This is a genomic window from Janthinobacterium sp. BJB301, from assembly GCF_002735685.1.
Taxonomy (GTDB): domain Bacteria; phylum Pseudomonadota; class Gammaproteobacteria; order Burkholderiales; family Burkholderiaceae_D; genus Janthinobacterium; species Janthinobacterium lividum.
In genome coordinates this window covers 126,355-143,062 of sequence record NZ_PDZJ01000003.1, presented here as the reverse complement: position 1 = coordinate 143,062, position 16,708 = coordinate 126,355, and the positions used below count along the sequence as shown (strand labels likewise).

The 16,708-nt window shown below is 62.3% G+C and carries 16 protein-coding genes; 12 read left to right on the top strand and 4 right to left on the bottom strand.

Features of this window, described 5'->3' with window-relative positions; all coding sequences use genetic code 11:
* Positions 1 to 150 precede the first annotated feature (150 nt).
* Together CSQ91_RS19930 and CSQ91_RS28750 are read right to left on the bottom strand one after the other, a co-directional pair.
* The gene (locus CSQ91_RS19930) at positions 151 to 1,170 is read right to left on the bottom strand and encodes a LacI family DNA-binding transcriptional regulator (protein ID WP_034751748.1); all 1,020 of its coding nucleotides are present in this window, start codon (positions 1,168 to 1,170) and stop codon (positions 151 to 153) included.
* A gap of 62 nt (positions 1,171 to 1,232) precedes the next feature.
* The gene (locus CSQ91_RS28750; RefSeq protein WP_143451066.1) at positions 1,233 to 1,634 is read right to left on the bottom strand and encodes a hypothetical protein; all 402 of its coding nucleotides are present in this window, start codon (positions 1,632 to 1,634) and stop codon (positions 1,233 to 1,235) included.
* On the opposite strand from CSQ91_RS28750, the gene CSQ91_RS19925 reads away from it, so the two are divergent.
* The 6 genes from CSQ91_RS19925 (at position 1,625) to CSQ91_RS19900 (ending at position 9,744) form a co-directional block, all read left to right on the top strand.
* Complete coding sequence (locus CSQ91_RS19925) at positions 1,625 to 2,914, top strand: extracellular solute-binding protein (protein WP_099389397.1); 1,290 nt, start codon at positions 1,625 to 1,627, stop codon at positions 2,912 to 2,914. The two genes, CSQ91_RS28750 and CSQ91_RS19925, sit on opposite strands and share 10 nt — an antisense overlap.
* Before the next feature lie 7 nt (positions 2,915 to 2,921).
* Positions 2,922 to 3,911 carry a carbohydrate ABC transporter permease gene (locus tag CSQ91_RS19920; protein ID WP_225317211.1) on the top strand — a complete coding sequence of 330 codons (990 nt, stop codon included), beginning with the start codon at positions 2,922 to 2,924 and terminating at the stop codon, positions 3,909 to 3,911.
* Positions 3,908 to 4,726: a carbohydrate ABC transporter permease gene (locus CSQ91_RS19915; protein WP_099389395.1), complete on the top strand. Its 819-nt coding sequence runs from the start codon at positions 3,908 to 3,910 to the stop codon at positions 4,724 to 4,726. The genes CSQ91_RS19920 and CSQ91_RS19915 overlap by 4 nt, the downstream gene beginning before the upstream one ends.
* Positions 4,727 to 4,767: 41 nt before the next feature.
* The gene (locus CSQ91_RS19910; protein ID WP_099389394.1) at positions 4,768 to 6,132 is read left to right on the top strand and encodes a GH1 family beta-glucosidase; all 1,365 of its coding nucleotides are present in this window, start codon (positions 4,768 to 4,770) and stop codon (positions 6,130 to 6,132) included.
* A 1-nt stretch (position 6,133) separates the two neighbouring features.
* Positions 6,134 to 7,186 carry an ABC transporter ATP-binding protein gene (locus tag CSQ91_RS19905; protein ID WP_099389393.1) on the top strand — a complete coding sequence of 351 codons (1,053 nt, stop codon included), beginning with the start codon at positions 6,134 to 6,136 and terminating at the stop codon, positions 7,184 to 7,186.
* Between the two features lie 107 nt (positions 7,187 to 7,293).
* Positions 7,294 to 9,744 carry a TonB-dependent receptor gene (locus CSQ91_RS19900; protein ID WP_099389392.1) on the top strand — a complete coding sequence of 817 codons (2,451 nt, stop codon included), beginning with the start codon at positions 7,294 to 7,296 and terminating at the stop codon, positions 9,742 to 9,744.
* A gap of 84 nt (positions 9,745 to 9,828) precedes the next feature.
* Here the strand turns inward: CSQ91_RS19900 and xseA are convergent, their stop codons facing one another.
* On the bottom strand, positions 9,829 to 11,190 hold the full coding sequence (xseA, locus tag CSQ91_RS19895; RefSeq protein WP_070253516.1) for an exodeoxyribonuclease VII large subunit: 1,362 nt from the start codon (positions 11,188 to 11,190) through the stop codon (positions 9,829 to 9,831).
* 315 nt (positions 11,191 to 11,505) lie between these two features.
* Positions 11,506 to 11,649 (bottom strand): hypothetical protein, encoded by a 144-nt coding sequence (locus tag CSQ91_RS29010; protein ID WP_180278471.1) that lies wholly within the window; start codon positions 11,647 to 11,649, stop codon positions 11,506 to 11,508.
* 869 nt (positions 11,650 to 12,518) lie between these two features.
* On the opposite strand from CSQ91_RS29010, the gene CSQ91_RS19890 reads away from it, so the two are divergent.
* The 6 genes from CSQ91_RS19890 (at position 12,519) to adk (ending at position 16,628) form a co-directional block, all read left to right on the top strand.
* Entirely contained in the window at positions 12,519 to 13,124 is a 606-nt protein-coding gene (locus CSQ91_RS19890; RefSeq protein ID WP_034782085.1) for a MotA/TolQ/ExbB proton channel family protein, read from the top strand.
* Positions 13,121 to 13,564, top strand: a complete 444-nt coding sequence (locus tag CSQ91_RS19885) for an ExbD/TolR family protein (RefSeq protein WP_092611339.1) — start codon at positions 13,121 to 13,123, stop codon at positions 13,562 to 13,564. The genes CSQ91_RS19890 and CSQ91_RS19885 overlap by 4 nt, the downstream gene beginning before the upstream one ends.
* Positions 13,565 to 13,677: 113 nt before the next feature.
* Positions 13,678 to 14,733: a tetraacyldisaccharide 4'-kinase gene (gene lpxK, locus CSQ91_RS19880; RefSeq protein WP_099389391.1), complete on the top strand. Its 1,056-nt coding sequence runs from the start codon at positions 13,678 to 13,680 to the stop codon at positions 14,731 to 14,733.
* Positions 14,714 to 14,890 (top strand): Trm112 family protein, encoded by a 177-nt coding sequence (locus tag CSQ91_RS19875; protein ID WP_010395789.1) that lies wholly within the window; start codon positions 14,714 to 14,716, stop codon positions 14,888 to 14,890. The genes lpxK and CSQ91_RS19875 overlap by 20 nt, the downstream gene beginning before the upstream one ends.
* Before the next feature lie 2 nt (positions 14,891 to 14,892).
* Entirely contained in the window at positions 14,893 to 15,651 is a 759-nt protein-coding gene (kdsB, locus tag CSQ91_RS19870; protein ID WP_092611333.1) for a 3-deoxy-manno-octulosonate cytidylyltransferase, read from the top strand.
* Between the two features lie 320 nt (positions 15,652 to 15,971).
* Entirely contained in the window at positions 15,972 to 16,628 is a 657-nt protein-coding gene (gene adk / locus CSQ91_RS19865; RefSeq protein WP_099389390.1) for an adenylate kinase, read from the top strand.
* Positions 16,629 to 16,708: the final 80 nt, after the last annotated feature.

The following is a 16,708-nucleotide window of genomic DNA, read 5'->3' as shown; positions in this document are numbered from 1 at the left end:
GCTTGCTTGAAGCAGGCATTCTTGCTGAACGAGCCACTATTGTAAAGCGGATGCGCCATTGCTGCAGATTCCCGCATGCGTTGCGGATGCCGTTCGCGTACTGATTCTCGTTCAGCCTGAATCGGGCGGAAAAGTTCCCAGCCGCAAGCCTCAGCGGATGCGGCGCGTAGTCTCGCGCACGATGAGTTCCAGCGGCGGAATGGCTGCCTGCACGGCTTCGCCATTGATCAGGCCCAGCAGCGCTTCTGTGGCGATGCGGCCGATGTCGTACAGGGGCTGGTGGATGGTGGTCAGCGGCGGCGTCGTGTAGGACGAGCCGGGCAAGTCATCGAAGCCGACGAGCGAGATATCGTCGGGCACGCGGATGCCCTTGCGGTACAGGCACAGGCGCACGCCGTAGGCGGACAGGTCATTGGCGGCGAAGACGGCGCTGAACTGCTGCTGCGTATCGAACAAATGGTTCATGGCCAGCATCCCGCTTGCTTCGTGGAAATCGCCTTCCACCATCAGCTTCGGGTCGATGGCGATGTCCGCTTCGCGCAGTGCGCGCTGGTAGCCCGTCAGGCGTTCGGCCGCATCCGTGTTGTTGGCGGGGCCGGCCACGAAGGCGATGCGCCGGTGGCCCAGTTCCACCAGGTGGCGCACGGCCAGGTAGGCGCCGTATTCGTTGTCGAGCTTGAAGCCGATGGCGCTTTTCGTGGCCAGCAGGCGGCCCGTCGAGACGATGGGACGCTGCTGCGAGAAATCGAGCACGCTCTCGTCCGAGATGCGCCCCGACAGCAAAATGATGCCGTCCACCTTTCTTGCCAGCAGCAGGCGGATGCGGTCCGCCTCTTCCTGCGCATTCCAGTGCCCGCTGACGATGACGGACGCATAGCCCGTGTCCTTCAAGCCATCGTCCACGCCGCGCAGGCTTTCGTCGAAGAAGGGGCTGGAAATGTCCTGCACCACGATGCCGATGGTCATCGAGCGGCCTTTTTTCAGCCCCTGCGCCATCTGGTTCGGCGCGAATTTCATGTGGGCAATCGCGGCCAGTACGGCGTCGCGCTTGTCGTCGGAGACCCTGGCCGTGCCATTGAGGATGCGCGAGACGGTGCTGGGCGACACGCCGGCCTGGCGTGCCACGTCGAGCAGAGTGGAAGGGGGAGCAGCGTGGGCGCTATCGTTCAAGGTGATTCCTGGGTATCAAGATGGCTGGTTCTCAGTGTTCTGAAAACCTTTTCATCGGAAGATTACCATAAATGGCCACGAGCAACCGCAGGTCGGTGCAGGTCGGCATAGGTCGGCTTAGCCCGCAGGGCGTAAGCCGACACCTCAAGGCCAAGCAATGCCTTGGAACCATGCCTTTGCCGCCAGCAATGCGTCGGATGACGCGCTCGCGCGCCTCGGCGACCCGCTCGACCTTCATATGAAAACGTTTTCACAAAAAACAACGGCAGCTCAAATGACGATTTTTTGCGCTTTTTCATAGGGGAAAACGCGCCACGGCGTGCCGCTTGCCACGCTGCCTTCAATAAAAATGACAACTTTTTCGGTTGACTTGATTTTCTTTGCGGTGTTAAATGGACACATGTTGTGAAAACGTTTTCAAGATAGAAGACGCTCAATAAACGGAGATGAAATAATGAAGTCAAGCATCCTTGGCGCCGCCCCGCTGGCAGCGCTGACCCTGGCCGCCAGTGCGGCCGCCGCGCCCGCAGCCGTTCCGCCGGCTGCAGCCCTGCCGACGCTGGCCCCGGCCACGATTACCGTCGCCTCGTTCCCCGACCTGGACCGCGCCGTGAAAACCGCCTTGCCCCTGTGGGAAAAACTGTATCCGCAAGTGAAGGTCAAGCTGGTCAGCCTGCAGATCGACGACCACCATAACTCGATGACGACGGCGCTGGCGGCCGGCGCGCGCCTGCCCGACGTGATGGCCATCGACTTCCGCTATGTCGGCAGCTTCGCCGAATCGAAGGGCATGGAAGATTTGCTGCAAGCGCCATACGGGGCAGGGCAGTACCGCGCCCAGTTCGTGCCGTTCACCTTCGTGCAGGCGACCAGTTCTCGCGGCACCCTGGGCGCCATGCCGGCCGACCTGGGACCGGGCACCCTGTTCTACCGCAAGGACCTGATGGACAAGGCGGGCATCAAGGAAACCGACCTGACGCAATCGTGGGAGTCGTATATCGCCGCCGGCAAGAAACTCAAGGCCGCCACCGGCACCTATCTGCTGGCCGGCGCCAGCGACCTGGCCGACATCTATATCCGCGCCAATTTGAAAGATGGCGAAGGCATTTACTTTGGCGACAAGGGCCAGGTGCTGGTCGACTCGCCCCGCTTCGTGAAGGCGTTCGAGCTGGCCAAGGCGGCGCGGGTGGCGGGCATCGATGCGCGCACCGTGGCCTGGACGGGCGAGTGGGCCGAAGGCTTCAAACGCGACAAGGTGGCCAGCCAGATGATGGGATCGTGGCTCAGCGGCCACCTGGCCAAGTGGCTGGCGCCGGCTTCGTCCGGCCAGTGGCGCGCGGCGAACTTGCCGGCCGGCGCGCTGGCGTCGTACGGCGGCTCCTTCTACGGCATTCCGAAAAAGGCGGCGAATAAAACCCAGGCCTGGGAATTCATCAAGTTCATGACCGTCAACAAGGATATCCAGCTGCACTCGCTGAAAGAGATCGGCGCCTTCCCGGCCCTCAAGGCAGCCTATGCGGACCCGATGATGGACGAGCCGCAGCCGTACTTCGGCGGCCAGAAGACGCGCCTGCTGGCGCGCGACACGGCGGCGAAGATCCCCGTCATCCGCGTCGACAAGTTCGACGCCGTGGCGCGCGACATCGTCAACATGGAACTGGAAAGCGTGCTGGCGCAAAACAAGGATATCAAGACGGCCCTGGCCGACGCCAAGGCCCTGATCACCCACCGCGCGCGGCGCTAGGAGCAGCATGACTACCTCCATGCCTTGTACCGAGGGCGCGCCCGCTGCTGCGGCAGCGCGGCCCGCAAAAAAACGCTTCAACATGAAGCAGTGGGCGCCGTACATCTTCATCAGCCCCTTCTTTATTTTGTTCGCCGTCTTCAGCCTGTTCCCGCTGCTGTTTTCCATCTATTTGTCATTCAACCAGTGGGAAGCGGCCAGCGGCGTGGAAGCCATGCAGTGGGTGGGCCTGGACAACTACAAGTATGCCTTGAGCGACCCGTGGTTCCTGCGCTCGCTGGGCAATACCGTGTGGCTGGCGCTGGCCTCGGGCGTACCGCAGCACCTGGTGGCCATTCCGCTGGCGGCCTTCATCCACAACAGCTTCAAGCGCTCGCGCAACCTGGTGATCGGCATCTATTTTTTACCGTTCATCACGTCCAGCGTGGCCATCGCCATGGTCTTCAATACCCTGTTCTCGCGCGACTATGGGCAGATCAATGTACTGATCCAATGGTGCGCCAGCCTGCCGCTGGTGGGCGGCCTGTTCCCGGCAGAATCGATCGACTGGCTGGGCAGTTCGCTGTTCATCAAGCCGGCCGTCGCCTTCGTGATTTTCTGGCGCTACCTGGGCTGGAATTTGGTGCTGTACCTGTCCGCGCTGCAGGTGATCCCGAAGGACCTGTACGAAGCAGCCACCATCGATGGCGCCTCGAAACGCCAGCAATTCTGGTACATCACCCTGCCGCAGCTGCGCCCCATGATCTACCTGGCCGTGACCCTCACCATCATGGGCAACCTGCAGCTGTTCGAGGAGCCGTTCGTGCTGGTGGCCGAATCGAGCGGCGTGAGCCAGTCCGTGATGACGACGGCCATCTTCGTCTACAAGACGGCGTTTTCCTCGGGCGACTTCGGCACGGCGTCGGCCATTTCCTGGCTGCTGTTCCTCATCATCGCCAGCACCACCTGGGTGAATAACCGCATCTTCAGCCGCAATGAACGCAAGGAGGTCCGATGAAAACCACCCGCTGGACAGCCTACGCCATGGTGGCCATCGGCGCCCTGATCATGGTTGCGCCGTTCTACTTCATGTTCGTCTTCGCCACGCACACGAGCGCCGAGATATACAGCCTGCCGCCGCCGCGCTGGTTCGGCACGGCCCTGCTGAACAACATCGCGCTGCTGCAGGAGCGCCTGCCATTCTGGCGCAATATCGGCATCAGCCTGTATGTGGCCCTGATGACGACGGCGCTGACCCTGTTCTTTTGCTCGCTGGGCGGCTATGCGTTCGCCATGTACGAGTTCCGCTTCAAGCGGCCCTTGTTTACCCTGGTGATGGCGTCGATGATCATCCCGTCGTTCATGAACATGATCCCCACCTTCATGCTGATGGATTTCCTCGGCTGGCTGGACCAGCCGCGCGCCCTGTACGTGCCGGGAGCGGCCGGCGCGCTGGGTATCTTCCTCATGCGCCAGTACATCGGCACGGCGATACCGAAGGACCTGATCGAGGCGGCGCGCATCGACGGCTGCGGCGAGTTCGCCATCTACTGGCGGGTCGTGCTGCCGCTGATCGGCCCCGCCATGGGCACCCTGGGCCTGATCACCTTCATCAACTCGTGGAACAATTTCATCACGCCGCTGGTCGTCATGCGCTCGGTCGAGAACTACACGATCCCGCTGGCCCTGCGCAGCATGCAGGCGCCCAACAACACGGAGTGGGGCGCGCTGATGACGGGCGCCGCCATCGCCGTGCTGCCGCTGCTGCTGATGTTTTTTGTTGCCTCCAAGCGCCTGATCGAAGGGCTGACCCAGGGCGCCGTCAAAGGCTGATGCACTCACTTATTTCAACCCCTCACACTGATACCACCACCATGCATAACGACGACATTGACACCAATTTCCCCGCCACCTTCACCTGGGGCGTGGCCACCAGCGCCTATCAGATCGAGGGCGCCGCCGCCATCGACGGCCGCGGCCCATCCATCTGGGATACCTTCAGCCACACGGATGGCAAGATCATCGACGGCAGCAATGGCGACGTGGCCTGCGACCACTATCACCGCTATGCCGAGGACGTGGAGCTGATCGCCAACCTGGGCGTGAACGCCTACCGCTTTTCCATGTCCTGGTCGCGCGTGCAGCCGGCGGGTTCCGGCGCCTGGAACGAAGCGGGCTTCGACTTCTATGCGCGCCTGCTCGACGCCCTGGCCGCCAAGGGACTCGATGCCCATTTGACCCTGTACCACTGGGACTTGCCGCAAGCCTTGCAGGACGAGGGTGGTTGGCTCAATCGCGCCACCTGCTACCACTTCGCCGCCTATGCGGCCGAGGTGGCGCGCCGCTTCGGCCACAAGGTCGCCAGCATCGCCACGCATAACGAACCGTGGTGCACGGCCGTGCTGGGCCACGGCACGGGCCAGTTCGCTCCGGGCATGGCCGATCCGGCCGCCGCCGTGCAAGTGTCGCACCACTTGCTGCTGTCGCACGGCCTGGCCATGCAGGCCATGCGCACGGTGAATGCGCCGGCGAAGCTGGGCATCGTGCTCAATCAATGGACGGCCACGCCGGCCACCGACAGCGCTCAGGACCGCGAACTGGCCGAACTCGAATATGCGCGTTCGGTGCAATGGTATATGGACGCCATCTTCAAGGGCCGCTACCCGGCCCTGGCCCTGAAACACGCCGACGCTTCTGCTTTATCCATCTTTGAAAACGATTTCATGGATATCAAGCAGCCTATCGATTTCCTTGGCGTGAACTACTACACGCGCGCTTTCATGAGCGCCGAGACACCGCCGCGCAAGCCCGAATGCAAGCTCGGGGTCAACGACATGGGCTGGGAAACCTATCCGCAAGGCTTGACGGAGCTGCTCGTGGGCCTGCACCGCGAATACCGGCTGCCGCCCGTCTACATCACGGAAAACGGCATGGCCGTTGCCGACAAGCCCGTCGACGGCAAGATCCATGACGCGCCGCGCATCGACTACGTGCAGCTGCACCTGGATGCCTTGCGCGCCGTGATCGCGCAGGGCATCGACGTGCGCGGTTATTTCTACTGGAGCCTGATGGACAACTTCGAGTGGAATTCGGGCTACGCCAAGCGTTTCGGCATGCTGTACGTCGATTACGCCACGCAGCAGCGCAGTTTCAAGGACAGCGCCTTGTGGTACCGCGACTTCATCGCCGCGCAGCGCGCCGCGCATGCCGATACGGCCGTCCTGGCCGGGGAGCACTGACATGGCCGCCATTTCCCTGCGCGGCATCCGCAAGACCTACGGCGACGGCCCGGAAATCGTCAAGGGCCTGGACCTTGATATCCATGACGGCGAATTCATGGTCTTCGTGGGACCGTCCGGCTGCGGCAAGTCGACCCTGCTGCGCATGATCGCGGGACTGGAAGACATCAGCGCGGGCCAGCTGCGCATCGGCGACCTGCTGGCCAACGACGTGGCGCCGGCAGAGCGGGGCATCGCCATGGTCTTCCAGAGCTACGCCCTGTATCCGCACATGACGGCGCGCGACAACATGGGCTTTGCCCTCAAATTGGCGGGCAAGGGGGAAGCCGAAGTGCGCGCGGCCGTCGGCAAGGTGGCCGAGATTTTGCAGATCACGCACCTGCTCGACCGCAAACCCAAGGCCTTGTCCGGCGGCGAACGCCAGCGCGTGGCCATCGGCCGCTCCATCGTGCGCCAGCCCAAGGTATTCCTGTTTGACGAGCCGCTGTCCAACCTCGATGCCTCGCTGCGCGTGCAGACGCGCATCGAGCTGGCCAAGCTGCACCAGGAACTGGGTACCACGATGATCTACGTGACGCACGACCAGATCGAGGCCATGACCCTCGGCGACAGGGTCGCCGTCTTCCACGGCGGTCACCTGGAGCAGGTGGGCGCGCCCCTGGACCTGTACCGCCATCCGGCCAGCCAGTTCGTGGCCGGCTTCATCGGCGCGCTGCGCATGAATTTTTTGCCGTGCGCCGCCGTCCCTGCATTGGCCAGCCAGCTCGGTGGCGAGGCGGGCATGCTGGTCGGCATACGCCCCGAGCACCTGCGCCTGGTGCCGCGCGAGGAGGGCTACGGCGCCACCGTCACCCTGATCGAGCAGCTGGGCGATGCGCAAATCATTCACGCGACGCTCGATGGCGGCATTGACGGCAGTCCGCATGCGGTGGCCATCAAGCTGCACGGCGAGGCGCGCCACGCGCTGGCGCAGGGCAGCGCCATCGGCTTTGCGCCGGAAGAAGGCCATGCCTTTCTATTCGACACGGCCGGGCGCGCCGTGGCTACCCATTGACCCCGCACGGAGGCGACATGACTTCAGATTGACACCCAAAAAATGTGCAGCAGTAGCCAAAGAGCTATGTGATCATCATTCAACCAGCGGTACAGGAGACAACAACAATGCAACAGCTCAAACGCAATACCATCGCCCTCAGCCTGGCGCATGCGACATTCGCCCAGTTCATCTTGCTGGGCAGCGGCGCCGCCATGGCCCAGGACACTGCGGCCGCGGACGCGGCAAAACCGGCCTCAGAACAGATGGACCGCATCGTCGTCACGGCCACGCGGCGCAATACCTTCGTGCAGGAGACGCCGCTTGCCGTCACCGCCTTCAACCAGGACACCCTGCAAAACAACCAGGTCAAGGATCTGGCGTCGCTGGCAACCATGGTGCCCAGCCTCGTCGTCGAGCAGCATGGCGACTCGGGCGGCGTGCACGTCTACATGCGCGGCGTCGGCTCGGCCAACCACACGGAGCTGGGCGACCCGGCCGTCGCCTTTTATGTCGACGGCGTGTATTCGCCGCGTCCGCAGGGCGCCACGGCGCTGATGTATGACCTGTCGCACGTCGAGGTGGCGCGCGGACCGCAGGGCACCCTGAACGGCCGCAATTCCACGGCAGGTGCCGTCAACCTCGTGTCGGCCGCGCCGAGCACGGCCAAGTTCATGGGTTCGGCCGGCATCACGGTGGGCGACAAGCGCCATTTGCAGACGCAGGGCATGATCAATATCCCGTTTTCCGACGACGTGGCGCTGCGCATCGCCGCCATCAAGGATAGCCACGATGGCACGGTGGATTTCCGCCGCGGCTCGAACGTCATGCCGGGCACGGCCAAGTATGGCGCCGGCGACCAGATGGGCGTGCGCGCCTCGCTGCTGTGGAAGTTCACGCCGCAGCTGCGCGGCACGTTCATCGCCGACTACTTCCTCGACCAGGGCGCCGGCAACGTGTACCTGGCGGCCGAACCGAAACGGGGCGAGAAGCTGCGCTCGGCACTGATCGACACGCCGGGCACCCTCGACCAGTCGATTTTGACTTACAAGGGCAAGCTCAATTACAAGCCGACCGATGCGCTGGACTTCACTTACCTGGGCAGCTGGAGCCGCTACAAGCGCCAGAACAGCAACGATGCCGATGCGGGCCTGTTCCCCGGCTTCAAGTCGGAAAACCGCACCGACTGGGCGCAGTTCGACAGCTATTCGCACGAGCTGCAGGCGCGCTCGGACGACGATGCGCCGTTCCAGTGGGTAGCCGGCCTGTTCCTGTTCAATGAAAAGAACAAGGTGCGCTTCGATATCGACCGCAGCCAGATTTCGCAGGCCGCCGTGCAGCAGGATATCGCCAACGGCGCCGTGATCTTCGTGCAGCCGACCGTGGGCCAGTATGCCTCGGCCATGTCCTTCATCCAGGGCGACCGCCAGCTCAAATCAAAGGCCGTATTCGGCCAGGTCAGCCAGCAGTTGACGGATCAGATCAAGCTGACGGCCGGCGCGCGCTACACGAAAGACCATAAATTCGACGTCGGTGGCAAGAACTGGGCCTGCCCGAACTGGCCTGCCAACACGCCGCTGGGCACCACCGTGCTCACGCCCGATCAACTGGCGCAGCTGGTCACGCCAGGCACGGGCCTGGCCAATACGCACAATATCGGTCCTGGCGGCGCCATCACGGCGGCCACCTGCGGCAATACGCCGGGCGACAATACGGCCGACCTGAAATACGGCCAGGCCACCTGGCTGGGCCGCATCGAGTACAAGCTGCGCTCCGATATCCTGCTGTTCGGCTCCGTGACGACGGGCTTCCATTCGCCTGCCATCGGCGACGGCGGCGCCACCACCAAGCCGGAAAAGCTGACCAGCTATGAAATCGGCTTCAAGTCCGACCTGCTGAACCGCGAACTGACGCTGAACCTCGATGCCTTCCTGATGAAGTACAAGGACAAGCTCGAGTCGCAGGTGGTCAACAGCGTGCTGGCCAACTTCAATGCGGCCGGCGCCACCGTCAAGGGCCTGGAAGCGGAATGGGTGTGGCGGCCAACGAAGGTCGACCGCCTGACGGGCAACGCCACCTGGTTGAAAGCCGTGTATGACGACTTCATGTCGTGCGACGTCGATGCGGCGCGCGCGAATGGCCAGTCCTGCGGTTCGACGGCGCCATTGGTGAACGTGGGCGGCAGCACCATGAAGCATGCGCCGAAGTTTTCCACGACCGTCCAGTACGAGCATGATTTCAATGTCGCCGGCGGCCAGCTCACGCCGCGCGCCTCGGTGCATTATGAAACCATGTCGTATGTGGGCGCGGGCGCGTTCAACGGCGACGTGCCCGGCCATGCCGGCGTCAAGCGCCAGGAAGCCTACACGACCCTGGACCTGAGCCTGCGCTTCCAGCCGGCGAACAAGGCCTATACGGTGGAGGCGTTCGTGCAGAACGCCACGGACAAGGCGGTCAAGCTGGACGTCAATGAAATCTGCACGGACGTGGGCATGCCATGCCAGCCCACGCAGCAGATCTACGGCGCCTTCTACAACGCGCCGCGCACCTTTGGCGCGCGCGTGTCGATGAAGTTCTGATGGCGTAGGGTGAAAGAGCAGTTGCAGTAGCAGTCCACTCAGTAGGGCAGGTGTTGGGCCGGGGAGTTTCCCCGGCCTTTTTTATTATTCCAGGGTGGCTTGCACGCTGGCGATGCCGATCTGCGCGCTGCCTTCGGCCAGGCGTACATTCACGTTTTGGCGCGCCTGCAGCTGCGCCGGCGAGCGGACGATCGCCCCTTTCTCATCGCGCAGGATGGCGTAGCCGCGTTCCAGCGTGCGCTGGGGATTCAACAGCTCCAGCTGCGCCGCCAGGCCGTCGAGGCGGTGGCGCCGCTGGCCCAGCTGCTGCGCCATGGCCGCGCCGCCGCGCCGCTGCATTTCTTCCAGGCGCGCGCGCGGCGCCGCGACGTCGGGGCGCAAGGCCGCCCAGCGCGCACGCAGGCGTTCGAGCGCGTACTGCGACTGGTTCACGGGCGCGCGCGCCGCATGCGTCATGGCTGTCGACAGGGCCAGCAGCTGCAAACGCTGTTGCTGCAGCTGCGCCTTCGGGTTGAGCAGGCGGCGGCTGTGGCGGTCCAGGGTCTGCGCCGCATCGTCGAGGCTGCGGCGCATGGCGCGGCGCAGGTCGGCCGCATCGGCGCGCAGGGAAGCCATCCAGTCGGCGCGCGGCGTGGCCGCCAGTTCGGCCGCCGCCGTCGGCGTGGCTGCGCGCAGGTCGGCCGCGAAGTCGGCGATGGTGAAATCCGTCTCGTGTCCCACGCCGCTGATCACGGGCATGGAACAGTCGGCAATGGCATGGGCCACGGCTTCATCGTTGAACGACCACAAATCTTCGATACTGCCGCCGCCACGGCACACCAGCAGCACGTCGCACTCGGCCCTTGTGGATGCCGTGCGGATGGCGTGCGCGATCTTTTCCGGCGCCTGCTGCCCCTGGACGGGCGTGGGGTAGAGGATGATGGAGACGTGCGGCGCGCGGCGCTTGAGCGCGATCAGCACGTCGCGCAGGGCGGCCGCCTGCGGGCTGGTGACGATGCCGATGCTGCGCGCGAACATGGGGATGGCGCGCTTGCGTTCCTGGTCGAACAGCCCCTGCGCGGCCAGCTTTTCCTTCAGGCGCTGGAACGCTTCATACAGGGCGCCCACGCCGGCGCGGCGGATGGCTTCCACGTTGATCTGGTAATCGCCGCGCGCGCCGTACAGGGTGACGAGGGCGCGCACTTCCACCTTGTCGCCTTCGCGCGGCGTGAAGCCGGCAAACTGGGCGCGGCCGCGGAACATCACGGCGCGCACCTGGGCGCCATCATCTTTTAATGTGAAATACCAGTGGCCGGACGCGGCGCGCGTGAAGTTGGAAATCTCGCCGGCGATCCATGTCAGGGGAAACGAGCGCTCGAGCAGACGCGCGACGGCCTGGTTCAGGGCGCTGACGGTCAGCACGGGCGGGGCGGCAAAGCCGCTGTCAGTTGGAGTATCGGTCATCATCTGGTGCTATGGGGGAGGGAACTGTCCACATATTATCGGCGAGGTCATGCTTATGTCATATATCGTGCAAAACAACAAGTTCTATTTCTAAGTATTTGATTTCATGATGAATTCCTGTATGCCTGATTTGCGTGCACAGGGAAAAAAACCTTTAATATCAAGCACATCAGTAAAGCCTCTGCCACTTACGCACAAAGTTATCCACAGAAAGTGTGCGGAACTTTTTGCCTTGGACAAACGTTGCCTGACAAGCCAGCATTGAGCGATAAAAGTGTCGTGCTACATTTTTGCGCACGGAAATAAAGTGTATAGGAATCAATCGCTTAGTATGCCATGCATGGCCTTGCGCACAATCTTATCCACAAAAAATGTGCAGAACTCTGGCACAGCGCCTGATTTATCCACCGGAACGCCCATGGCATGGCTTGCCTGAATTTTGCGCAGCATAAAAATAGCCATATAAATCAATGGTGTAGCGTCACGTCATACGCCTTGCTCACAATCTTATCCACAGAATGTGTGCAAAACTGCATAAACCGTTTCGCCTTTTCGCCTGCTTTTCCACTGAACGACCAGAGCATTCCTCTGCCTAATTTTTCAGCATTGAAAAAAACTCCTTTAAAATCAATGCTCTTACATGGAGTCAATCCGCTTGCTCACAATCTTATCCACACTTTATGTGTGGAACTGCCTTCGCGCTTAAAAACTGCCGTGTCGAAGTGAAATCGGACGCCGAAAACCCCGCTTTTCAGGCCGTGCTACATTTTTATGCATGGCAATAAAAACGATATAAATCAATGTACTTGGCGCCTATCTTTGAGCTTGCGCACAATCTTGTCCACAGATTGTGTGCAGAACTTTTACGGCCACTATGCTGCGTATCGCACGCCCGCTGCCACTTTTTTACTCATTGATTTAATTTCCTTTAAAATCAATGACTTAATTTAATTCCCGGGCTTTGCGCACAATCTTGTCCACAGTAAATGTGCAGAACTCTTCAAGTATTGATTTATTGATATTGACTACTGCCGTTAAGCTGCTATGCCTGTATTTTGCGCAGCTCTATAATCTGTATATAAATCAATGACTTGCCTGATGGACTTCATGCTTGCTCACAATCTTATCCACATAAAATGTGCAAAACCGGGCGCCGGCGGTGGGCGTCCGCTGCGCCGTGTGGACAACTGCCATGCGGGCGCCACTTGCCGCCGGCGCGGCAACGCGCTACATTGCGCCATTCCCGCGCGGACGTACAATCGGTCTTCGGCGCTCGGTACAATACAGGCTGTTCGGGCGGTCCATCGCCTTCCCTTTTCCAGGAGTTTCTTTTGCTCGCTATATTTCAAGCCGCTGGCTGGCCCATCTGGCTGTTGTTGATCGCTTCCATCGTCGCCCTGGCCCTGATCATCGAGCGCCTGCTGTATTTGCGCCGCGTCAAGATACTGCCCCGCAAGCTGTTTGATGAAGTGGTGCAGGTGTATCGCAGCGGCAAGATCACGCCGGACACGGTGGCCAAGCTGGAAGACAACTCGCCGCTGGGCGTGGTGCTGGCCGCCGCCCTGCGCAACGTCGACGCGCCACGCGAGGTGATGAAGGAATCGATCGAAGAGGCGGGCAGCGGCGTGGCCCACACGCTGGAACGTTTCCTGACGACCCTGGGCACCATCGCCACCCTGGCTCCACTGATGGGCCTGTTTGGCACGGTGGTGGGCATGATCGAAATCTTCGGCTCGCAAAACGCCAGCGGCTCCAATCCCGCACAGTTGGCCCACGGCATCTCGGTGGCCCTGTATAACACGGGCTTTGGCCTGGCCATCGCCATGCCGACCCTGGTCTTCTACCGCCATTTCCGCGCCCTCGTCGACAGCTTCGTCATTGACATGGAGCAGCAAGCGGTCAAGTTCGTCGACATCGTCCACAGTGGCCGCAAATGAACTTCCGCAAAGGCAAGGGGCGTGAAGACCCCGAAATCAACCTGATCCCGTTCATCGACGTGCTGCTGGTGATCCTGATCTTCCTCATGGTCAGCACCACCTACAGCAAGTTTACGGAGCTGCAGATCACCTTGCCGACGGCCGACGCCGAGCAAGCCAAGGACAAGCCGCAGCAGATCGACGTCACCATCGATGCCAAGGGTAATTACACGGTCAACCGCGAGCCCGTCTCGTTCCGCGACGTGGCCGGCCTGGCCGACGCCCTGCAAAGCGCGGCCAAGGCAGCCAATGGCGGCAAGGCACCCGCGCAGACGCCCGTGGTGGTGGTCAACGCCGACCAGTTCGCCATGCACCAGATGGTCATCCACGTGATGGAAGCGGCGCGCCTGGCCGGCTATGAAAAGCTGACGTTTGCGGCGCAGGCGGGTGGTAGCAAGTAGGTCGGCTTAGCCGGAACGGCGTAAGCCGACAAAAGCCGCAGCCGAGCATGTCGGATTACGCTGCGCCTGACGGCGCCGCTAATCCGACCTACACTATTTTTACGTCTTCCTTCATGCCCACATCCTCTCCCGCCAAGCTTGAAACCACTCTTACCCGCGCCTGGCTGACGCGCGGTCCGCTGGCGTGCGCGCTGTGGCCCGTATCGCTGCTGTTCGGCGCCCTGAGCGCCGTGCGGCGCGTTTTGTACCGCGCCAAGCTCCTGAAATCCGCGCGCCTGCCCGTGCCCGTCGTCGTCGTCGGCAATATTTTTATCGGCGGCACGGGCAAGACGCCGCTGACGATCTGGCTGGTGCAAGCCTTGCGCGAGGCGGGCATGCGGCCGGGCGTCATTTCGCGCGGCCATGGCAGCGCCGACCGTTCGCCGCGCGCCGTCAGCGCCGCTTCCACGCCGCAGCAGGTGGGCGATGAGCCGCTGCTGATCTTCCAGCGCGGCGGCTGCCCCGTGATGGTGGGGCGCGACCGCGCGCAAGCGGGCAGGGCGCTGCTGGCCGCGCACCCGGACGTCGACGTGCTGGTGACGGACGACGGCTTGCAGCATTACGCCTTGCAGCGCGACGTGGAAATCGTGCTGTTCGATGGCCGCGGCGCAGGCAATGGCTGGCTGCTGCCGGCGGGGCCTTTGCGCGAATCGCCGCGCCGCCGGCGCGATGTGACGGTGATCAATGCGCCCGAGCTGGCGCCGGCACTGGTGGCCAGGGCCGCGCCGCAGGGCGGGCTGGTGGTGCAGATGCTGCTGGCCGGTGGCGTGGCCGAGCGCCTGCTCGACCGCGGCGAGCGCATGCCTTTGGCGACCCTGGCGGCTGGCGGCCAGCGCATCGTGGCGGCGGCCGGCATCGGCAACCCCCAGCGTTTCTTTGCCATGCTGCGCGGGGCCGGATTGGACTTCATGGAATTGCCCCTGCCCGACCATCACGACTTCCTCGACCAGCCATTTGCGGCGCTCGACACGGATGTGATCTTGATCACCGAGAAGGATGCAGTAAAATGTGCGCAAATTGAACATCTCAAAGATGACCCGAGACTGTGGGTCGTCCCCGTCAGTGCGCGCATCGATAGCGCGCTGGCCCAACAAATTGTGGAGAAATGTCGTGGACGCTCGACTGCTTGATATCCTGGTCTGCCCTGTTTGCAAGGGTCCGCTTGAACACGATAAGAAGGCGCAGGAACTGATTTGCCGCGCCGACCGCCTGGCCTATCCGATCCGCGATGGCATCCCCATCATGTGGGCGGACGAAGCGCGCACCCTGCAAGACGCAGTGGAATAACGATGGCGTTCATCGTCATCATCCCGGCCCGCCTGGCCTCGACGCGCCTGCCGGGCAAGCCGCTGGCTGACCTGGGCGGCAAGCCCATGGTGGTGCGCGTGGCCGAGCAGGCAGCCTTGTCTGGCGCCGCGCGCGTCATCGTCGCCACCGACCATGACAGCATCCGCGCCGCCTGCGCCGCGCATGGCGTGGAAGTGTGCATGACGCGCAGCGACCATCCATCGGGCACGGACCGCATCGCCGAAGTGGCGCGCACGCTCGATTTGCCGTTGGACGCCGTCGTCGTCAACCTGCAGGGCGACGAACCCTTGATCGATCCGGGCCTGCTGGCCGCCTGCGCGGCGCAGATCAGCGCTGCCGTCCCCATGGCCACCTGCGCCCATCCGCTGCACGATGTGCAGGATGCGTTCAACCCGAACGTGGTGAAGGTCGTGCTGGACAAGAATGGCCGCGCCTTGTATTTCTCGCGCGCCACCATCCCGTGGCACCGCGACGGTTTCGCGCAATCGAAAGACAGCCTGCCGGCTGGCTACGTGCCGCTGCGCCATATCGGCCTGTATGCGTACAGCAATGCGTTCTTGCAAGAATATCCGCAATTGTCCGCTTCGCCGCTGGAAGCCATCGAGGCGCTGGAGCAGTTGCGCGTGCTGTGGCACGGTGTGGCCATCGCCGTGCATGTCACGGACTTGGCGCCAGCCGCCGGTGTCGACACGCCGGAAGATCTTGCCAGGGTCCAGGCGCACTACCGTCACGCCACCTGAGAAAACGTCCATGGCTGCGTTGCCCCGCCTTGCCGTACATGCGTACTGTCTGCGGCGGGGCGCCTTGCCCTGAACGTTTTTCAGGCGCCGTGTGTGCGCGTGAAAAATTTTATGCGGGGCTTGCCACAAAAAACCACATTTTGAAACGTGCGTCGCGCGAATTGCTGGCTTTGATCAATCAGGGCATAGCAATTCGATAGCAAACTGGCGTTCCGGGGTTTTTTTGTGGTAAGTTTCGTAGGGAAAGATAGCCTTAGCAACACCATCTAAAAATAATTACACATACCACCATCCAAAATCTGTTTTTTAGGAACTTTTCAATGCGTCTGATACTTTTAGGAGCACCCGGTGCCGGCAAGGGCACCCAAGCTAATTTCATCAAAGAAAAATACAACATTCCACAAATCTCCACGGGCGACATGCTGCGCGCGGCGATCAAGGAAGGCACGGAACTGGGCCTGGCTGCGAAAAAAGTCATGGATGCGGGCGGCCTCGTGTCGGACGACATCATGATCGGCCTGGTCAAGAACCGCCTGCAGGAAGCCGATTGCACCAATGGCTACCTGTTTGACGGCTTCCCGCGCACCATCGCGCAAGCGGACGCCATGAAAGATGCCGGCATCAATGTCGACTACGTGCTGGAAATCGACGTGCCTGACGCGTCGATCATCGAGCGCATGGATGGCCGCCGCAGCCACCCGGGTTCGGGCCGCGTCTACCACGTCAAATTCAATCCGCCCAAGGTCGACGGCATCGACGACATCACCGGCGAACCGCTGATCCAGCGCGACGACGACAAGGCGGAAACGGTCAAGAAGCGCCTGGACGTGTACCACAACCAGACCAAGGTCTTGTTGGGCTACTACAATGACTGGGCCAAGTCCGGCCTGCCAGGCGCACCGAAATACCGCCGCATCGCCGGCGTCGGCCCGGTCGAGCAAATCCGCGACAGCGCATTTGCCGCCCTGGCGGAATAAGCAGTTTATGAAAAGCGGACCTGAGTGTCCGCTTTTTTTGTGCCCGCTTTTCAGCAGCGGTGCCACATCGTTTTCGTAGT